The organism is Streptomyces sp. NPDC047049, from assembly GCF_040643995.1.
GTDB classification, from domain to species: domain Bacteria; phylum Actinomycetota; class Actinomycetes; order Streptomycetales; family Streptomycetaceae; genus Streptomyces; species Streptomyces mooreae.
Window position 1 is genome coordinate 607021 of record NZ_JBEYVM010000004.1, and the last position, 18565, is coordinate 625585.

Sequence of the window (18565 nt, forward strand, 5' to 3'; positions counted from 1 at the left end):
CTCGCCATGGCAGGGGGTAGGTCTGGGCGGGCCAGAACATACGAGCGCACGGGCTGATCGAGCTGGTTGAGCTGGTTGAGCTGGTCGAGGGGCGAGCTGGTCGAGGGGCGAGCTGGTCGAAGCCGGGCGACGCGGCAGGTAGGCCGACGAGCTTCCGAGCCGGTCAAGTCACCCCGCAAGCGATCTGATCGTTGACCACGCCGACCCGTCCGCTGAGCACCATCGAAGCCGCCTCACTCGGTGATCGATTCCCTGGCGCGGGGCCGGTATGTCGGGTCGCATGCGTGGGCGGGGTGGTCTGTGTCTCATCGTGCGTCGGGCATGCCGTAGTGGAGCCCGGGTACCGGCTCAGGACACCACACCGCGCACCACCCACTACCCATCACCCACGACCCTCCACACCGCACAGCCATAGAGGAGGCGCGTTAACTGATGTCCCGTCGTGACACGTCCAGCGAAGAGGGCACTCCAGTGCCCCACGACCTGCCGAGCCACCAGGCCGATGCCGCCAGTGACGTGCCTGATCCGTGGGACCCCGAACTTTCGCAGAGCGAAGGTGAGGGGCCTGACGAGACGGTTCCCGACACCGATCAGGCCGGCACCGGGCGGACCGGCGTTCCGAAGGCCCCGGGCGTGCGCTCCGACCAGCCCGTTCCGCAGGAGCCGGTCGACTGACATCGCCGACCTGGCCCGGTGAATGGCCTGACCGGGGAGGGGTCTTCGTGCTCTCAACTGCTTCTCAGCGGTTGTCAGTTGAGCCGTAGCCGTAGCCGTAGTCGCCGTCCGTCGGCGGCTACGGTGCGGGCGCAACGCCTCCGCCCGCCGGACCCGTACCACTCTCCCGAGATTGGTCCTGCCGTGGGGACCAATGACGGATCAGACTCTCCGCCAGTGGCATGGAGCAACCGGCGTACGAGAGGCGAACTGGCGTGGAGCAGGACGACAGGTACCGGCGTGAGCGTGAACTTGAGCGCTGTCACGAGGCGCGCCCAGCAGGACCCACAGGCCCCACAAGCCCCACAGGCCCGATGGACTCGGCATACCCGACAGCCGTACAGACGCCACCGCGCGCGGGCAGGGTGAAGATCGCGCTCATGGATGCGGGGATCGGACTGCTGGCCGCAGCCGCCGCGGTACGCCGTCTGCGGCCCGACGCCGATCTCGTCCTGTCCTCCGATCCCGACGGCATGCCCTGGGGGCCGGGCTCCTCGCAGGAGGTCACGGCCCGTGCCCTTACCGTCGCCGAAGCGGCTGCCGCACACCGTCCCGATGTGCTGATCGTCGCCTGCAATACCGCTTCCGTGCATGCCCTGCCCGCCCTGCGTGCCCGTCTGGAGCCGGATCTGCCCGTCATCGGGACCGTCCCGGCGGTCAGACCGGCCGCCGTGAGTGGCGGGCCCATCGCCGTCTGGGCCACCCCCGCGACCACAGGAAGCCCCTACCAGAGGGGTCTCATCGAGGAGTTCGCGGCCGATGTGAGCGTCACCGAGGTACCGTGCCCCGGGCTCGCCGACGCAGTCGAGCACGCGGACGAAGTGGCCATCGGACGTGCGGTCGCCGCCGCCGCGGAGCGCACCCCGGACGAGGCAAGGGCAGTTGTCCTGGGCTGCACCCACTACGAGCTCATCGCCGAACGGATCCGCGCGGCCGTGCAGCGCCCGGGCCGGCCACCGCTCGCTCTGTACGGTACGGCCGACGCGGTCGCCGCCCAGGCGCTGCGCCGGATCGGTCAGCAGCCCACTCCTGCGACTCCTGACGAGGGCTCCCTGACCGTGATCCTCAGCGGGCGCGAGGAGGAACTTCCGCCGGCGGCATGGGTGTACGACGAAGGCCGGCTGCTGCAGGCGGGCCGCCGCGGTCGAGACCGGCTGCCCCTGTCGTCGGGCGGCCGTCCGTGAGCAGCCTTGCGAGGCGTTCGATCCGGACGGCGTCCGGGCCGTCGGCGGCCGGCGCCGTCACCCCCGTCCCGGCGCCCCTCAGGCCCTCCGTCCCTTCGCCAACGGCGCCGGTCCGCCACGGCGTGCCGACTACCCTTGCCGTATGACGCTGCACAAGACCGTCCAGGTACGTGTCGACGCGATGCTCGATGACCTCAGGACACTCGTCGAAACCGAGTCCCCTTCGCGTGACCTCGACGCCTTGACGGCATCGGCCAGAGCTGTCGCCGCCATCCTGGAGAACCGCCTCGGCGGGCGGGCCGTTCTCGTCGAGAGCGAAGCCGGGACGCACGTCCACTGGACAGGGGGTGGCGATCCCGCCGTACTGATCCTCGGTCACCACGACACGGTGTTTCCGCTCGGCACCCTCGAACGCCGCCCGTTCAGGGTCGAAGGCGGGCATGCGACCGGTCCCGGGGTCTTTGACATGCTGGGCGGGCTGGTGCAGGCCGTTCATGGTCTGGCGACGCTCGACGACCGGTCAGGCGTCGAGATCCTGGTGACCGCGGACGAAGAGGTCGGCTCCGGTTCTTCTCGCGCTCTCCTCGAAGAACGAGCCCTTGCCTGTGGCGCCGTGCTCGTGTTGGAGGGGGCCGCTGATGGCGGAGCCTTGAAGACCGGGCGCAAGGGCTGCGGCACGTTCCAGGTCTCCATCACGGGCCGGGCGTCGCACGCGGGCCTGGAACCCGCGGCCGGGATCAACGCCCTGGTCGAAGCCGCCCACCAAGTACTGGACATCGCAGCGCTCAGCCGCCCCGACATCGGTACGACCGTTACCCCGACCGTCGCGTCCGCGGGGACCCTGGACAACGTCGTTCCCGCCGAGGCGACCGTCATCGTCGACGTCCGGGTCGAGTCGGCCGGCGAGAAGGAACGCATCGAAGCCGCGTTCGCGGCACTCGCACCGCATCTCGATGAGGCGCAGATCGCGGTTCAGGGAGCTGTCAGCCGACCACCGATGCCCGAGTCGGCGGCGGCCGGGCTTTTCGCGGTGGCACAACAGTTGCTTCCTGACCTCGAAGGCAAGGCAGTCGGTGGCGGCAGCGACGGCAACTTCACGGCCGCGCTGGGGGTGCCCACCCTTGACGGCCTGGGAGCAGTCGGGGGCGGTGCCCACGCCGACCACGAGTACCTGGTGGTCGCAGCCATGGCCGAGCGGGCGCACCTTGTTGCCGGACTGGTGAACGCGTTGCAGAAGAAGGAGCAGAAAGAGACGAGATAAGAGGGGTAAGGGGGACGAGGGGGAGGGCGGCGGAGGGGGAGCGTGTGCGCGACCTGGGTCGTGTGCTGCGTGCGCTGTTCGCCGGGGTCAGGGTGCCTTGAAGAGAGCCGGGAAGCGCGGAGCGAGCCAGGGCTTGCGGCCTCGGACGAGGATGTGGCCGCGGGCGAGGGCGCTCCACTGGCCGCGGCGTCCGAGTGCCATCAGGAGGAAGGTGACCGGCTCGATGAGGATGGTGCAGGCCGGGCGGGCCGGCGGCGTTGAGTCAACGCATACCGCACCGTTGGTCACCGTCACGCCGAAGCGGGCACCACTCCACAAACGGATCGCGTAGTCGGCGGTGAGCCCGGCTGCGCGGGAGGTGTCGGTCACCCGCGGCATGGCGGTGACCAGGAACGGCAGGGTCAGCTCGACCCGGGCGCGGTCGATCATGTGCGGACGGCCCAGTGCACGGGCGAGGTCGTAACCGTGGCCGAGCATGTGTGTGAGCAGGTACGACCCCAGCACGGCCGGGGCCATCGGACCCAGCGGGGTGACGACCGTTTCCTCCGTGGGGCCCTCGTCCCACGCCTTGAGATAAGCATCGGCCTGCGCCACGATCATCGCGGCCAGCGGCTCGGCCCTGCGCTCGTCGAACTCGGCGAGTGCTTGCTCATTGGCCGAGGCGAGGCTCTGTGGGGTGCCGTCCCCATAACTGCGTGCGTGCCCGGCCGCAATGTCGGCCATCAGTTCATTGGCCTGCGCCAGATGCGCCGCCGCCTCTCCGACGCTCCACTCCGACCCGGGCACCGGAAGCCCCGTGTCGGCGCCCCGGCGCAGCAGCGCGGCGATGTCCCCGGCGGTCTCGCGAATGGCCGCAGCGAGCCCGTCGGGCAGTGCGCCCGGTACGTCCTGCCGGTCGGGCAGTGCGCCCCGTATGTCCTGCCCAGCCACCGGTTCCACGCCGTGCCACTCCTCGATCTCGTGCCCGCGCCCGTGCCTCTGCCCGTCCTTGGTCTCGTGCCCGTGCATGATGCCTGCGCCACCGGGCGCCCGTAGTCGTCGCGGCGTCGCTGACCACCGGGACCACCGGGACCACCGAGATCACCGAGATCACCGAGATCACAGGGACCACCGAGATCACAGGGACCACGGGATCACCGGGAGTACAGGAGACCAGGCAACGGAGGCTGCGACAAGACCTCGGGCTTCGCACCACGGCCTCTCGGTCGATTAATGCGGGCGCTCGTGATGCCAACGCTGACATGATCGACGGCGTGAAGGTACTTGCGGCCGGGGCGACAGGGACGGTCGGCAGCACCGTCGTCCGTAGGTTGGAGGCCTCTCATCAGGTGGTGAAGGCGTCGCGCGGCGGGCTGGTGACAGTGGATCTGGAGCCGGGCCGCCCGCTGCCTGTGGGGGGAGGACAGGGGCGGGGCGCCGCCGCGGTGGCGCCGTCAGCCTTCATCGCCGAGAGCAGGGTGGGCCCGCTCGGCCGCGGTCGCTCGGGCCCACCCCCCTTTTTTCAGATTCCGGCATTCCGGCAGTCCCGGTATGCCGGTATGTCGGTTCAGCCGTTGCAGGTCGTGAAGTCCGGGCTGGTCTGGGCCAGGTAGATGCTGGACCGGCCCTGCTCGTCACTCTTCAGCGGAACGGTGACGGTGTCCCTCGCCTGCCATGGGAACCCGCTCGCGTCGAAGGTCCACTGACCGGTCACCTTGGTCGCCAGCTCCGACAGCGCCACCCACCCGTACTGGTGCGACGGAACGGTGATCGTCAGGCTGTTGCCGAGATCTTCACGCACGTCATACGTGACCTGACCGGAAATGGTGAGGCTGACGCTGGTCTGCACGGGGCTCGCGGCACCTGTTCCGAGGCCGGAGGTGAACGACACTCCGAGCTGGCTCGACCAGCCGGTGGAGGTGTTGAGGGAGAACGTCCACGGCACCGGTGCCTCGGTGCCGTTGTACCAGACGGGGGAGACGCACTTCTTCGGCAGCGGCTCGGCCGGTGCCTGGGAGCCCTTGGTCCATGAACATGTGGAGCTGTCCTTCTGGCAGCGCTTCGACGCGTAGTCGACGGCGGCCTTGAGCGCCGCTTCGCCTGCGCCGCTCGGGATCTTCCACTGCTGGGCCTTGGTGCCGTTGCACCCATAGGTCTGCGTCCAGGCATCGTCGTACTGCGCGGCGTTGACCACATCAAGGCACTTGTTGTCCCCGGCGCTACGGATCATGAATGTGTCCGTGGCGCCGGTGATGGGCTGGAAGTACCAGCGCTGTGCGGAAGAGCCGGAGCAGGACTGCTGCTTGAGCGGGAACCCGGCCTCGATGCACTTGCCGGTGTCGCCGTTGACGAGGGCGAAGGACGAGTCGGACCCCTGAAAGCGGGCGTCCCACTTCTGGTGGTAGCCCGGCGCGGAGTTGGTGACGATGAAGACGCCGTCTCCGGTGTTGCCGTTCTGCACATCCAGGTTCCGGCCGCTGTTGACCGACGTGAACGTCAGGCAGGACAGGCCTGGGCAGGCGCCTGCGGCCCGCGCGACCCCGGCCTGGGCGACGACGAGGCCCAGCGTGATGCCGAGCGTGGCGATGAGAATGGTGAACGCTGTGGATAAGACCGTTGATCTGGGCGGCTTCATGCCAGTGCAACCCCTCTGTCCGACTGCGGTATGGGTGGTGCATTCCATCTTTGTTGACCGCACTATTGCTGCTACCACCGATTTTGAGTAGTGCGCCACCCTCGGGGCGGAAGGCGAAGCGGTTGAATGGCCTCAGCTCGACTGGACGTAATCGGGAGACCGGGCCGCCGTCCCAAGTGCATAGGAGAGTCGTAGCCGGACAGCCCTGAACCATCCCGGAAGGACACATGAGGGAGACTTGATGGGATCCGGAACCGATCGACCTGTCGCCCGATCCCGAGATATTCATCCGCGAGTTCGTCGGCTGACATGGACCCCCACCCGACCCCGGGGTTCGGCCCGCAACGGGAGTCTCCCCTCCGGCACCGGCAGCAAGTTCCGTGCCCATGACGCGAGTTCGGGCGGGCGCGGCGTTTTGGCTAATCTGCAGGAGTGACCATCGAGCTGACGCTGCTGACGCGTGTCGCCTACCACGGAGAGGAGGTCACCGCGCCCCGGCTCCGCGGCCTCCTCGCGCTGCTCGCGGGCGATCTGCGTACGGGCTGCAGCACCGAACGGCTGGTGGAAGGGCTGTGGCCGGACGCGTTGCCGGAGCGGCCGGGGAAGGCGGTGCAGGTCCTGGTGTCCAGGGCACGGGCGCGACTGGGCACCGGTGTCCTCGTCAGCACACCGAGGGGATACCGGCTCGCCCTCGACCACGATCAGGTCGACAGCTCCGCCCTGCTGCTGCACGCCGCCGCCGGCGCGGACCGTGCCAGGGCGGGGGACCATGCGGGGGCGCTGACCGCCGCCGAAGCCGGGCTCGCGCTGTGGGAGGGCGCCTCTGACGGGGACGTCGGCGCCGGCGACCCCGTAGCCGCGTTGCGCGCCGAGCGTGCCCCCGTCCGCGGCATGCTCGTGCGCGCGCGGGCGCTCGCGCTCGCCCGTCTGGGGCGGCACGCGGAGGCGGCCGGACCGCTGGCCCTCGCCGCCGCGGACCAGCCGCGCGACGAGGAGCTGCTTGCCGAGCTGCTGCGCGGCGAGGCGGCGACGGCGGGCCCGGCCACCGCGCTGACACGGTACGAGGCGTACCGCCGTGAGCTGCGCGACGAGCTCGGCACGGACCCGGGCGCCGGGCTCCAGGCCGTACAGCAGGAGCTGTTGCGCGGCGAGGCACCGGTGGTCAGGCACGGCGTGCCGCACGAGCCGAACCCGCTGCTGGGGCGGGACGACGACATGGCGGCGGTGGCGCGGCTGCTGCGCGCCTCCCGCGCGGTCACCGTCGTCGGCCCCGGCGGTCTCGGCAAGACCCGGCTCGCGTACGCCGTCAGCCGCCGGGCCGAGCAGCGCGTGGTATATGCCGTGCCGCTCGCCGGTGTCCTCGCGGACGAGGACGTGGCCGCGGAGGTGGCCGCCGCGCTCGGTGCGGGCGAGGGGCGGCACGGCGCCATGAGCCCTCACGCCCCGGCCGACCCGCTGACCGGCATCCGCGGTGCGCTCGGCGCCGGGCCCGCGCTGCTGGTGCTGGACAACTGCGAGCAGGTCATCCGGGGCGCCGCCGCCCTCGTACAGGACCTGGTCGCGTTCTCGAAGGACCTGCGGGTGCTCGTCACCAGCCGGGCCCCGCTGGGCCTCACCTCGGAGGCGGTGTACGCGCTGCCGGAGCTCGGCCTGGATACCTCGGTCGAGCTGTTCGCGCAGCGGGCCCGGGCCGCCCGGCCCGGTGTGGAGCTGCCGCCGGATGCGGTGGCCGCACTGTGCCGCCGGCTCGACGGGCTGCCGCTCGCCGTGGAGTTGGCCGCGGCGCGGGTGCGGGTGCTGTCGGTGCCGGAGATCGCCCGCCGCCTCGGCGACCGGTTCGCGCTGCTGCGCGGCGGGGCGCGTGATGCGCCGGAGCGCCATCGCACGCTGCACGCGGTCGTGGAGTGGAGCTGGAACCTGCTCGCCACGGACGCCAAAGCGGCGCTGCGCACGCTGTCCGTCTTCCCCGGCGGCTTCTCGGGCGAAGCGGCGGAGCAGGTGCTGGGCGGGGAGGCGCTGTTTCTGCTGGAGCAGGCTGTTGGTCAGTCGCTGCTCACCGCCGCCGACACGCCGGTCGGCGTGCGGTTCCGGATGCTGGAGACCGTACGGGAGTTCAGCACGGCCCGGCGGGCGGAGGCGGGCGGGGAAGAGGAGGCCGTCGGCCGATTCCTGACCTGGGCAAGGGACTTCGGGGTCGCGTACCACGACTGGGTTTTCGGCCCGGAACCGCGGGCCGCCTGGGAGCGGATCAGGGCCGAGCAGGACAACCTCGTGGCGGCCCATCGGTACGCCCTGGCCCGCGCGGATGGCCCCACCACGGCCGCTGTCACCGCCGTGCTCGCCGCCTTGTGGTCCACCGACTCCAACTACCCCCGCCTCGCCGCCCTCGCCGCCGATGCCGGCCCGCCGCTGTCGCACTACCGTCCCGAGCCCGAGTACGTCGAAGTGGCCCGCGCGGCAACGGTGTTGTGCATGGCGAGCCTGCTCATGGACTACGGCCCGCACGCCGGCGTCATCCGCCAGCTCGTCACCCTCCGGCGGCTGCCCCCGGCCCCGCCGGACACGCTGCTGCGCGCCATCGCTGTGGTGCTGAGCGCGGTCCCCGAGATGCTGCCTCCCGGCTACGAGGTGCTGCACAAGCTCTGCGACAGCGAGCAGCCGCTCGTCGCCGGCATCGCCGCATGCGTCGCCACCTACATCTGGGAGTACGAGCACGACCTCGACCGTGCGCTCGCCTCGGCCCGCCGGATGGCCATCGCTCTGGCACCGATCGACATCCCGTCCCTGCAGCTCGTGGGCCATTCCCGGCTGAGCGAGCTGTGCTTGAGGGCGGGGCAGGGCGAGGCCGCGTACCGGCACCTCAAGGCGGCGCTCGAAGTGCTGCCGCGGCTCGGCGACGCGCACGACTACATCGGCCTCCGCTCGGCCCTCGCCCTCGCCTGCCTGCAGCGCGGCGACTGCGACGAGGCCGAGCACTGGCTGCGGCAGGCCGAGGGCGACAACACCCCACGGCAGGAGACCTTCTACAGTCCCGACCTCGGCGTGCGCGCCGAGATCGCGCTCGCCCGCGGGCTGCCGGAGGCCGGACTCGGGCTGTGGCGCAGCGCCCTGGAACGGATGCCGAGGGAGGGCTCGATGCACAGCGGCGACCCCTGGCTCGACCCGTGGGCGCTGCAGATCCAGTCAGCGGTGGTGACGGCGCACGCGCACGCCGGCCGTCTTGAGCCTGTCGCGGAGCTGGTCGTCCGGTTGCGGCTGCGGCTGCGCATTCTGCTCTCCGGCCCGTCGCACTCGCCGCTGCAGCTCCCCGTGTTCGGGACGGTGCTGCACGCGCTCGGCATGGCGGGGCTCGCGTCCGGCGACGCCGCTGCCGTACGGATGATCGCGCTGGCCGAACGGCTGCGGGTGCTGCGCGAGTTCCAGCCGACGATGTCGGCGGCCCGTGCCCGGCAGGCGGCCGAGGACGCCGGCGGGGCGGCGTACGCCGAGGCGATCTCGGAGTACGCCGCCCTGGGGCGGGACGAGCTGCGGGAGGCAGCCCGCGCGCTTATTTCGGGTCGCGGTGGAACAGTGCCGTCGACCAGCCGTACCCGAGCGCGGCCAGCCCCAGACACCAGACGATCGTGATCCACCAGTTGTCGCCGATCTCGCTGCCGAGCAGCAGGCCGCGCAGCGTCTCGATGGCCGGTGTGAACGGCTGGTATGTGGCGATCGGCTGGAACCAGCCCGGCATCGCGTCGACCGGGACGAAGGCGCTGGAGAGGAACGGGAGGATGATCAGCGGCAGGGCGTTATTGCTGGCCGCCTCCGCGTTCGGACTCGCCAGGCCCATGCCGACGGCGATCCAGGTGAACGCCACGGCGACCAGCGCGAGCAGCCCGAACGCTGCCAGCCACTCCAGGGCGGTGGCGTGCGTGGACCGGAAGCCGATGGCCACGGCGACGACGCCGACGAGGACCACACTGATGACCGCCTGCAGCACGCTGCCGATCACATGCCCGATGAGCACCGACCCGCGGTGGATCGCCATCGTACGGAAGCGGTCGATGATGCCCTCGGTCATGTCCATGGAGACGGACACCGCGGTCCCTGCCGGGGTGGCGCCGATGGTCATCATCAGGATGCCCGGGACGAGATAGGTGAGGTACTCGGAGCGGTCGGCGCCGCCACCACCGATGCCCGCACTCATCACCTCGCCGAAGACATAGACGAAGAGCAGCAGCATGACGATCGGCGTCAGCAGGATGTTGAGGGTGAGCGACGGGTAGCGCCGTGCGTGCAGGAGGTTGCGGCGCAGCATCGTGGACGAGTCGCGTACGGCGGGGGAGAGGGGGCTCATCGGACGGCCTCCTCGGTCTCGTCGGGGACGCGGGCGCCGCTGGTCAGGGCGAAGAACACGTCGTCGAGGTCAGGGGTGTGCACGGTCAGCTCGTCCGCCTCGATACCGGCCGAGTCCAGCCGGTCGAGGAGGGCGCGCAGCTCGCGCTGGCTGCCGTCGCAGGGGATGCGCAGCGCGAGGGATGCGTCGTCGCGGGGCGCCTCGCGCAGCGCGACGGCGGCGGTCCGGTACGCGACCGGGTCGGCGAACCGCAGCCGCACGTGCCGGCCCGGGACGAGCCGCTTCAGCTCGTCGGCGCTCCCCTCGGCGGCGATCTTGCCGTCGCTCAGCACCGCGATGCGGTCGGCGAGCTCGTCGGCCTCCGCCAGATACTGGGTGGTGAGGAAAACGGTGACGCCGCCGGAGACCAGCTCACGGATGATTCCCCACATGGTGTGGCGGCTGCGTGGGTCGAGGCCGGTGGTGGGCTCGTCGAGGAAGATGATCCGCGGGTTGCCGACCAGCGTCATGGCGATGTCGAGGCGGCGCTTCATGCCGCCGGAGTAGGTGGCGGCGGGCTTCTTCGCGGCCTCCACCAGATCGAAGCGCGCCAGCAGCTCGCCGGCGGTGCGGCGGCCCTCGCGGCGGGAGAGGTGGTGCAGGTCCGCCATGAGGAGCATGTTCTCCTCGCCGGTGATCAGGCCGTCGACGGCGGAGAACTGCCCGGTGACGCCGATCGTGGCCCGCACGGCCTGTGGGTCGGTGGCCAGGTCGTGGCCGCCGACGCGCAGATCACCGGCGTCGGCGGTGACGAGGGTGGAGAGGATCTTGACGGCGGTGGTCTTGCCGGCGCCGTTCGGGCCGAGCAGCGAGAAGACGGTGCCGGCCGGCACCGCCAGGTCGATGCCGTCGAGGACCGTCTTGTCCCCATAGGCCTTGCGCAGCCCCTTGGCCGCGATGGCGAGTGAGCGCGAGGTCGGTGTCGTCATGCCGCAGAGAGTGCGGCAGGGTGCATTCAGCGCGGTTTCAGGAGGGTTTCAGCGCCCTGAAAGCAGGCTGCTTCGGACAGCCCGTAGGCCCATCGGGCCCTTCTGCGACGGGGTTACGTGCGGGCCGGCTGCCGGTTGGCTCACCGGCCCAGGCCGGCGGCCTTGAGGTCGCGTCGGGCGAGAACGTCCGCGCAGCGGTCGTCCATCTGCCGCAGTGCGTCGCGGCGGTCCCGCCGGGAGAGCCGGTCGAGATAGGTGTGCCCGAGGAGGTGATCGGTCTCGTGCTGCAGGCACCGGGCGAAGTACCCCATTCCCTCGATCACGAGGGGAGCGCCGTCCTTGTCGACGCCACGCACGACGGCACGATCGGTCCGCGGGACCGTCATGGCAGCACCGGGCACGGACAGGCACCCTTCGAAGTCGTCGACGAGCCGGCGGTGGCCGGCCTCGGGCTGGTCGAGCACGGGGTTGAGGATGTGGCCGACGTGCCGGACTCCGTCGTCGTCCGGGCAGTCGTACACGAACAGCCGCAGGTCGACCCCGACCTGATTGGCGGCCAGGCCGGCACCGTCGGCCACCCACATGGTCAGGAACATGTCGTCGATCAGCGCCGACAGCTCGGAGGTGCCGAACTCGGTCACCTCGCGGCATCGGCGGCTGAGGATTTCTTCACCCACCCTCGTGATCCGGCGTACCGAGCCCCGCCCGGCTTCCGGGGGCAGGGCCGGATAGGAACCCACCGGCACGCCCTGGACACGGACCCGCCGGTCGGTGGCGCGAGGCTGCTCGTGAGGAAGAGACATCGTGGGATTTCCTTCGTGTGGAGTCAAGGCGGCATCGACGAGTCGAAGTCGGCGCGGGATACGGCTGGTTGCGAAGTCCTTTGCAAAGTAGCAGACTTTGCAAAGTGACTGAAGAAGACGTCGACCGCCCGACCGGCCACCCCTCCACCGCCGGTGAGGAATTGCGCGAACACGAGGTCCGCACCGCCCTGCTCGACCTGCTCGCCGAGGTCGGCGTCGTCACGGCGACCGAAGCGGCCGCCCGGCTGGGCTACAGCTCCGGACTCTGCTCATTCCACCTACGGCAGCTCGCCCGCCACGGCCACATCGAAGAAGCCCCTCACCGGGGAGGCCGCGCACGTCCTTGGCGCCTGCGCCGCCCGGCTGCCGCGCCCGCCCCGTCCGCGGAGGATTTCGGCGCTCTCGCCCGCGGCCTGGAGGACGAGAGCTGGCAGCACTGGCTCGACCAGCGAGAACAGGCACCGGCCGAGTGGCGCCGCGATGAAGCGTTCAGTGCCGTCGCCTATCTGACACCCGAGGAGATGAACCGGATGGCAGCGGTGATCCGAGGCGCACTCGCCCCCTACCAGGACCGCGACCACCGTCCTCTGGCCCGCCCCGAGGGCGCCCGGCCGGTCGCTCTGATCACTCGGCTGTTCCCTCTGCTTCCCCACCAGGCGGACGACGCGGACGCCGCGGACGAGGACTGAGAAGCCGAGGCCCCTCCGCGGCCGGGCTCGTGGCCCGCACTGTTGCCCCGGCCCGGGACGGGCGGGCGTCGACTTCGGCTTCGACGTCAGAGCTGCTGGTCCAGGTGCACGGTCGTGGGGGAGAAGCCTGCGGGCCGGTAGAACTCACGAGCGTCCGCATTGAAGTGCCAGACGTCCGTGACGAGGCGTCGGCACCCTGCCGCGCGCCCCACTTCACGTAGGGCTTCGAGCAGCGCGGCCCCGACACCCCTACGGGCGGCTTCGGGGACCACGGCGATCTGATCCAGCGACACGATGAGCTCGGAGTGCGTCAGAGCGGTGCCGGGCCGGTCTTTGACCCGGGCGAGAGCGTATCCGAGGGCGGTGCCTTCCGCACCGTCGGCGAGGAGCACCGTGACGGAGGGATCGGCGATCCGAGCGCGGAAGAAGGCTTCGACGCCATCCCCCTCCGGAGAGTCGACGAACAGGTCGGGACGGTGCTGTGTGTGCAGGTCATGAACGATGTGGTTGAGGCCCGCGAGCAGGGCAACATCGCCTGCACAAGCGGTGCGAATCCGGATCACGTCGCCATCCTGGCCGGTGGCTGCTGCCGCTGCCACACATTTCGGGGCCCGGGCCGGCGCGCTTGGTGGCATCGGGTCTTCTGCCTGGGCGGCACCGGCCATCCGGCCACCTGGGTTATCCCTCCCGGCATCCTGCCGGGCCCGCCCACGCCTCGGCTCCGAATGCGCGACCTATCCGCCTCTTGCCCTACCCGGCCGCCTACGTTCCCGGTCCAGCCGTTTTCGTCCGCCCCGCGTGCCGGCGACGCCGTCATCCGTGTCTATCGACCTGTCACGAACACCAAGCATCCCTCCGACCCGGTGCCGTCCCCTCACCACCGGGGAGTCACGTCGGATGCCCGGGTGGGTCAGCGGTTGGCGAGCAGTGCGCGTCCGCTGAGTCCGTGATGTCACTCCCGTCGGGCGAGGCCCAAGTGCTCCTCGCCGCTGACGGGGTGGTGACATGCTGTGCCGTTCGGTGGCACTCTCGAATGCCGACTTGGACGGTGCGATCGACCGGATGGCGGGATTCGACGGCATGGTGCGGGCCTCGACGGCGATCACGTTGGAGAATCCGGTGCCGCTCCGGATCACTCCACTGGTGCGCCAGGCGTCGCGGCAGGCGCCGTATGGACCGCTGACCGCTGGAGGACCGGCCTTGAGGGAGGAACCGAGAAGTGACCTTCTGGGAGTACCTGGGCATCCGCTGCCAGCAGCTGCTGGTGGGCGCCTATCAGCACGTCGGCGCCGTCTTCCCGTGCGTGGTCGTCGCCACGGTGCTCGGGGTCTTGATCGGCGTCCTCACCTACCGCACCGAATGGGCGGAAAACCTCGCGATCACCATAACCGCAAGCATCCTCACCATCCCCTCCCTGGCTCTCCTCGGCCTGCTCGTCCCGGTCGTGGGCCTCGGCGTCGCGCCGGCCGTCATCGCGCTGACGCTGTACGGACTGCTGCCGGTGGTCCGTGACGCGGCCGTCGGGTTGCGCGGCGCCGCCCCGGCCCTAGGTCGTGCCCGCAAAGTCCCGTCGTTCGCCCGGAGGGCGGGGCTCGCGGCGTCTGGTGCACTGCGTTCGCTGCGCTCACTCCGTCTCGGCTCCTCACAGAGCCACCGGATGCCGAGCGCGCTCGCAAGGCGGAGGGTCGTCCTCGTAGTGGGTCTACGTGGACGATCCCGACAACGCAGCGAGCGTGCGTGCCTGGGGGCACCTCCCGGCGTTAGCTGGGGGAGCGTCGCGAGCCAGGCGGGACTTTGCGGACACGGCCTAGTCGTCCCAGTCCTGCCGTTCGACGCCGGCTACGTGCTGCTCGGACGGCTCACCATCTCACGGGGGATCCGTGGCTGACTCTGCCGAAACCGTCGAACCGACCTCCCCGACGTCCGGCGCCGCGGGCCCCGGTGGATCCACCCGGTCCGCCGGGCCCGACCGGCTGGCCGCCGTCAGCGCGACTATCTGGCTGGACCACCTCACCAAATGCCATCCGGACAGCCAAGCCCCGGCCGTGGAGGTCGTGACCCGGGACGAAGCGGCTGGCGCAACCGTGATCCTTGCCGGCAGGCATACGGACCGCGCTCGTGCTGAACGCCGGCACCGCGACGCCGGCCACCTTCGGCATAGGAGGAGGACTCGGGGGCCTGGTCTCCTCCAGGATCACCAACCAGCGCATGCCGGTGCTGGTGCTCGGCTCCGTACTGAAGGTCGCCAGGGCACTGATCATGGACTGGCTCGGGACGCTCGGCGAGTTGCTGCTACGCCCACACGGCCTGGAGGAGGACTGATGCGCCTGGCCCAGGTACGGACGGCCGTCGCGGGGGCGGGCGCCCTGCTGCTCGCCGTCGCAGGGCTGAGTGGCTGCGGGCTGACCAGCGGCAGCCCGCTGGCCGACTCGGTGCAGCCCGGCTCCATCGGGAAGGGACGACCGCTGGCAGGCGCCCAACTGACCGTGACCTCAAAGGAGTTCACCGAACAGATCATCCTGGGACAGATCATGGGGCTGGTCTTCAAAGCGGCCGGCGCGGAAGTCCTGGACCGGACGAACATCCAGGGCTCGATCGGTGCCCGCGAGGCGGTCAAGTCCGGTGCGGCGGACGGGATGTACGAGTACACCGGCACGGCCTGGATCACCTACCTCGGTCACACCAAGCGGGTCGTCAACCCGTACGAGCAGTGGGAGGCCGTACGCGAGGAGGACCGCCGCAACGGCGTCACCTGGCTGCCCGCCGCCCCGCTCAACAACACCTACGCGCTGGTCGCGAACCAGGCGAATGCACAGAAGTACCGGCTGCGCACACTCTCCGACGTGGCACGTCTGACGAAGAAGGAGCCGGGTGCGGCGACGATCTGCGGCGGAAGCGAGTTCTCGGTGCGCGAGGACGGCCTGCCCGGCGTGGCGAAGACGTACGGATTCGCCCTCCGGCGCGGGAACTTCAAAAAGATGGACGACGGCGTCGTCTATACCCAGGTCGCCGAGGGCTTGGCCTGCGCACTCGGCGTGGCGGCCACCACCGACGGCCGCATTCCCGAACTCAAGCTGAAGGTGCTGGAGGACGACCGGCACTTCTTCCCCAACTACAACGCGGCACCCGAGATGAACAGCGCCACGATGAGGAAGTACCCCGCCATCGCCGACCTCCTCGCCCCGATCACCAAGCGGCTGACGGGGGCGGAGGCCCAGCGGCTGAACGCCCGGGTGGACGTGGACGGAGAGGACCCGCACGAGGTGGCGAAGGACTGGCTGGTGCGGGAGGGCTTCATCCGGGAGGGCTGACAGACGGATCCGCGCGAGCGTACGACGAGCGGGAGGAGAGCCCCCTGCCGCTCGCGTCGACGCTGCCGTCCGGAGGGCTCAGCGTCCCGGGACAGCAAACAGCACACCTAGGGCGCGTCACTCGGATCATGGTGATGACAAACCCAGGCGGTTCGTTCGTCGCCGGGCCACCCGCGTGGCTGGTTGGAGATGCTCCGTCAGTTGCCATACGTGCGTCACCGGCAGCTGGATACTGAAGACCGGTCCGGAACTTGCAAGTGATCGCGTCGCTCACCTCCGAAGACCAGTACGACCGTCACGACCAGCTGTTCTCGACGAACCCGTAGCTCCCGGGGCGGGCGGCTGTCCCCCCGGAGTATGACGTGGGGGACAGTCGTGGCACTTCAGTGCAGTCCGTCTTTGGGTCCCTGTGGGGGAGGACGGTACTGACCTGTGCATTCGAGGATGGGGACGTTGAAGCCTCCGCCACTTGTCCAGCAGCCAGGAGTTCGCATGCCCCCCATGGCAGCCCTACAGGGTGCCCCGCCCTTCCCCGCTACCCCCTCAACCCGCCGTGCGGTCCCCGCCGATGCCATGGCCGCCATCTACCTCCTCGCGCCCTGGTTGCACTGACCGGCCACGACCCACGACCACGGCCGGTGTTGCGGAAACTCGTAGTCGGCCGCTGCATTCCCGCCGGATGATGCATCTGCCGGAGTGCACCCCAAGACCCGCCCATGACGGCAGGGTAAAGACGAAGCTTTTCGTCGACCAAGAGCTCTAGCCCTCTTGTCATCAAGGCCCGATCCCCTTGCCCGTAAATGGCGGCTGATGCACATGGCTGCCTCGCACACTCACAGGTATTTCCTTTTCTCATGAATGAAAAAAGCGCCCCGCACAGCCACGCCCGGACTCAGCGCTCGACCGAGGGCTGGGCTTTCTTGGTTGAATCGATACGAAATCATCGCACGGTCGGTTCCATCGCCCCCAGCAGCAAGTCGCTGGCCGACCTGCTGGCTGCCCCCTTGCGGGAACAGGCGCCACGGATATCGGAAGTTCTGGAAGTCGGAGCGGGTACCGGCTCGGTCACACGTGTCCTGCTTCCCCGGATGTCTCGGGGGAGCCGTCTGGACATCGTGGAAGCCAATGCCCATTTTGCCGCACACCTGCGTCGCCTGGTTCGCGGCTACCCGCATCTGCAGGAAAAGCAGGAGCAAGTACGCGTACATAACGTGTGTGTCGAACAGCTCACCACCGACCGCCGCTATGACGTGATCGTCTCCGGCCTGCCGTTCTCCAACTTCTCCCCCCGGCAGGTTGACGAGATCATGCATCACTACTTTCACCTGCTCCGTCCCGGGGGCACTCTCACCTACTTTTCCTATCGCGGCAGTCGCTTCGTCCGTACCTTTCTGACCTCCCGTCCGGAGGCCCGCCGCCAACGCGACGTCAAAGATCTGTTGAACCGGTATCACCACCGTTACGCGACCGGCTGTTGGACCGTATGGGGAAATCTGCCACCCGCGCAGGTGTGGCAACTTCGTCGCCCCCTCGAAGCGGTCGAAACCGCCGGTGTATTGACCACCGCCCAGCCGGGCATAGTGCGATGAATGACCTCCCCGGTCTGCTCGGTCAGATTCCGCCTGCGACCGCCTACACGGTGCTGGCCGCGGCAATCATTGCGGAGTCCGTTTTGCTGGTGGGTGCTTTCATCCCCACTCTCGCGCTCATGCTCACCGCGGGAGCCTTGGCCCGTGCCGGCAGCATGAATCTGTTGTGGGTCATCGTGGTCGCCGCAGGCGCTGTCGTGATCGGGGACGCGCTTGGCCATCGAACCGGCTACCTGCTGGGCAATCGCCTCCGTACTGGGAAAGTCGGCCGTCGCATTCCTGCCTCGGCGTGGCAGCGAGCCGAAACCCTCATGAACAAGCGCGCCGGCCAAACCCTCCTGGTCTTTCGTTTCGTGCCGGTGATGCGGACCCTCGCCCCACACCTGGCCGGCGTCGTTGGCCTGCCGTACCGTCATATCGCCCCGTACAGTGCGCTGGCCTCGGTCGCCTGGGCGAGCGCCGAAAGCGGCGCGGGCTACACGGCGGCCTTCTCTCTGCAGCACCTCTCCCCGTGATCGGAAGGCCATAGGTGTCAGAGCCGCCCGCCCCGGGGCCCTGTCCTGTTGCGACGGCCCGGTGCCGGAGGCCTTCGCGCCGACGAGCGCAGAGTGCACGGTGCCACTGCCCTGGTAAGCCGACTGGGAATCAGGGACGGCGAGGGAGTGAGTCAGACGGCGAGGGGCTGAGGCAGACGACGAGGGACTGAGGCAGACGACGAGGGACTGAGACGACAGCCCGATTCATGCCTCCGCAAATGCCGTGGCGCATACCCTCACGAGATGAACGCCTGCGAAAGCAACGCCCACCTGGAGTGGTGGGCCAACCCCTCGACCTGTCTGGCCCGCATACCCGTCAGGCTTACGCCCGTTCTCGGCGACACAGCCTGGAACGCCGTCGTTTCACCCGCGTTCGACGACGATGCCGCGGACAGCCTTCAACTCCTCATCGACGCCGGTCCGTTCTTCACCCTGCGCTTCGAAGACGACTCGACGACCGAGGTCGAAGCGGCCCACTCCGGAGATGTCCACTGCTTGCGGCTCAGTGCAGACCTGAGCGCCGGCTCAGGTGCTTGACGGTCGTTGCTCGCGCCGTT

General features: G+C 69.7%; 16 protein-coding genes and 2 pseudogenes. 12 read left to right on the top strand and 6 right to left on the bottom strand.

All coding sequences use genetic code 11. The features are described 5' to 3' along the window. Positions 1 to 471 precede the first annotated feature (471 nt). From ABZ851_RS14165 to ABZ851_RS14175, 3 genes are all read left to right on the top strand, one after another. Positions 472 to 675: a hypothetical protein gene (locus tag ABZ851_RS14165; protein WP_256332133.1), complete on the top strand. Its 204-nt coding sequence runs from the start codon at positions 472 to 474 to the stop codon at positions 673 to 675. A 404-nt stretch (positions 676 to 1079) separates the two neighbouring features. Beyond that, positions 1080 to 1898: an aspartate/glutamate racemase family protein gene (locus ABZ851_RS14170; protein WP_361126086.1), complete on the top strand. Its 819-nt coding sequence runs from the start codon at positions 1080 to 1082 to the stop codon at positions 1896 to 1898. A 142-nt stretch (positions 1899 to 2040) separates the two neighbouring features. Further along, positions 2041 to 3159: a M20 family metallopeptidase gene (locus tag ABZ851_RS14175; protein WP_361126089.1), complete on the top strand. Its 1119-nt coding sequence runs from the start codon at positions 2041 to 2043 to the stop codon at positions 3157 to 3159. 87 nt (positions 3160 to 3246) lie between these two features. Here the strand turns inward: ABZ851_RS14175 and ABZ851_RS14180 are convergent, their stop codons facing one another. Both ABZ851_RS14180 and ABZ851_RS14185 read right to left on the bottom strand, forming a co-directional pair. Further along, entirely contained in the window at positions 3247 to 4167 is a 921-nt protein-coding gene (locus ABZ851_RS14180; protein ID WP_361126092.1) for a maleylpyruvate isomerase family mycothiol-dependent enzyme, read from the bottom strand. A gap of 538 nt (positions 4168 to 4705) precedes the next feature. Next, positions 4706 to 5773 (bottom strand): RICIN domain-containing protein, encoded by a 1068-nt coding sequence (locus tag ABZ851_RS14185; protein ID WP_361126095.1) that lies wholly within the window; start codon positions 5771 to 5773, stop codon positions 4706 to 4708. Positions 5774 to 6205: 432 nt separating this feature from the next. Here ABZ851_RS14185 and ABZ851_RS14190 point away from each other — a divergent pair, with 432 nt between their 5' ends. Further along, positions 6206 to 9400, top strand: coding sequence for a BTAD domain-containing putative transcriptional regulator (locus tag ABZ851_RS14190; protein ID WP_361126098.1), 3195 nt, complete (start codon positions 6206 to 6208; stop codon positions 9398 to 9400). Here the strand turns inward: ABZ851_RS14190 and ABZ851_RS14195 are convergent. The 3 genes from ABZ851_RS14195 to def form a co-directional block, all read right to left on the bottom strand. After that, positions 9321 to 10112 (bottom strand): ABC transporter permease, encoded by a 792-nt coding sequence (locus ABZ851_RS14195; protein WP_361126101.1) that lies wholly within the window; start codon positions 10110 to 10112, stop codon positions 9321 to 9323. The two genes, ABZ851_RS14190 and ABZ851_RS14195, sit on opposite strands and share 80 nt — an antisense overlap. After that, positions 10109 to 11080 carry an ATP-binding cassette domain-containing protein gene (locus ABZ851_RS14200; protein ID WP_361126104.1) on the bottom strand — a complete coding sequence of 324 codons (972 nt, stop codon included), beginning with the start codon at positions 11078 to 11080 and terminating at the stop codon, positions 10109 to 10111. Before ABZ851_RS14200 ends, ABZ851_RS14195 begins: the two co-directional genes overlap by 4 nt. 140 nt (positions 11081 to 11220) lie before the next feature. Then, on the bottom strand, positions 11221 to 11883 hold the full coding sequence (gene def, locus ABZ851_RS14205) for a peptide deformylase (protein ID WP_361126107.1): 663 nt from the start codon (positions 11881 to 11883) through the stop codon (positions 11221 to 11223). Positions 11884 to 11987: 104 nt separating this feature from the next. Here def and ABZ851_RS14210 point away from each other — a divergent pair, with 104 nt between their 5' ends. Continuing rightward, a complete protein-coding gene (locus tag ABZ851_RS14210; protein ID WP_361126110.1) occupies positions 11988 to 12572 on the top strand; it encodes a helix-turn-helix domain-containing protein in 585 nt (194 codons plus the stop codon). Positions 12573 to 12658: 86 nt separating this feature from the next. Here ABZ851_RS14210 and ABZ851_RS14215 read toward each other — a convergent pair whose 3' ends face one another. Continuing rightward, the gene (locus ABZ851_RS14215; RefSeq protein WP_361126113.1) at positions 12659 to 13237 is read right to left on the bottom strand and encodes a GNAT family N-acetyltransferase; all 579 of its coding nucleotides are present in this window, start codon (positions 13235 to 13237) and stop codon (positions 12659 to 12661) included. A 334-nt stretch (positions 13238 to 13571) separates the two neighbouring features. Here ABZ851_RS14215 and ABZ851_RS14220 point away from each other — a divergent pair. The 7 genes and pseudogenes from ABZ851_RS14220 to ABZ851_RS14250 form a co-directional block, all read left to right on the top strand. Next, a pseudogene (locus ABZ851_RS14220) lies at positions 13572 to 13730 on the top strand (Lrp/AsnC family transcriptional regulator); the annotation flags it as partial. A 61-nt stretch (positions 13731 to 13791) separates the two neighbouring features. Beyond that, positions 13792 to 14460, top strand: coding sequence for an ABC transporter permease (locus ABZ851_RS14225; protein WP_361126116.1), 669 nt, complete (start codon positions 13792 to 13794; stop codon positions 14458 to 14460). 185 nt (positions 14461 to 14645) lie between these two features. After that, positions 14646 to 14894 (top strand): annotated as a pseudogene (locus tag ABZ851_RS14230) (ABC transporter permease); the annotation flags it as partial. Next, on the top strand, positions 14894 to 15883 hold the full coding sequence (locus ABZ851_RS14235; protein ID WP_361126119.1) for a glycine betaine ABC transporter substrate-binding protein: 990 nt from the start codon (positions 14894 to 14896) through the stop codon (positions 15881 to 15883). The pseudogene ABZ851_RS14230 and the gene ABZ851_RS14235, both read left to right, overlap by 1 nt. Before the next feature lie 854 nt (positions 15884 to 16737). Further along, positions 16738 to 17472, top strand: a complete 735-nt coding sequence (locus tag ABZ851_RS14240) for a methyltransferase (RefSeq protein ID WP_361126122.1) — start codon at positions 16738 to 16740, stop codon at positions 17470 to 17472. Beyond that, complete coding sequence (locus ABZ851_RS14245; protein WP_361126125.1) at positions 17469 to 17987, top strand: DedA family protein; 519 nt, start codon at positions 17469 to 17471, stop codon at positions 17985 to 17987. Before ABZ851_RS14240 ends, ABZ851_RS14245 begins: the two co-directional genes overlap by 4 nt. Positions 17988 to 18251: 264 nt before the next feature. Then, positions 18252 to 18545 carry a hypothetical protein gene (locus ABZ851_RS14250; RefSeq protein ID WP_361126128.1) on the top strand — a complete coding sequence of 98 codons (294 nt, stop codon included), beginning with the start codon at positions 18252 to 18254 and terminating at the stop codon, positions 18543 to 18545. Positions 18546 to 18565: the final 20 nt, after the last annotated feature.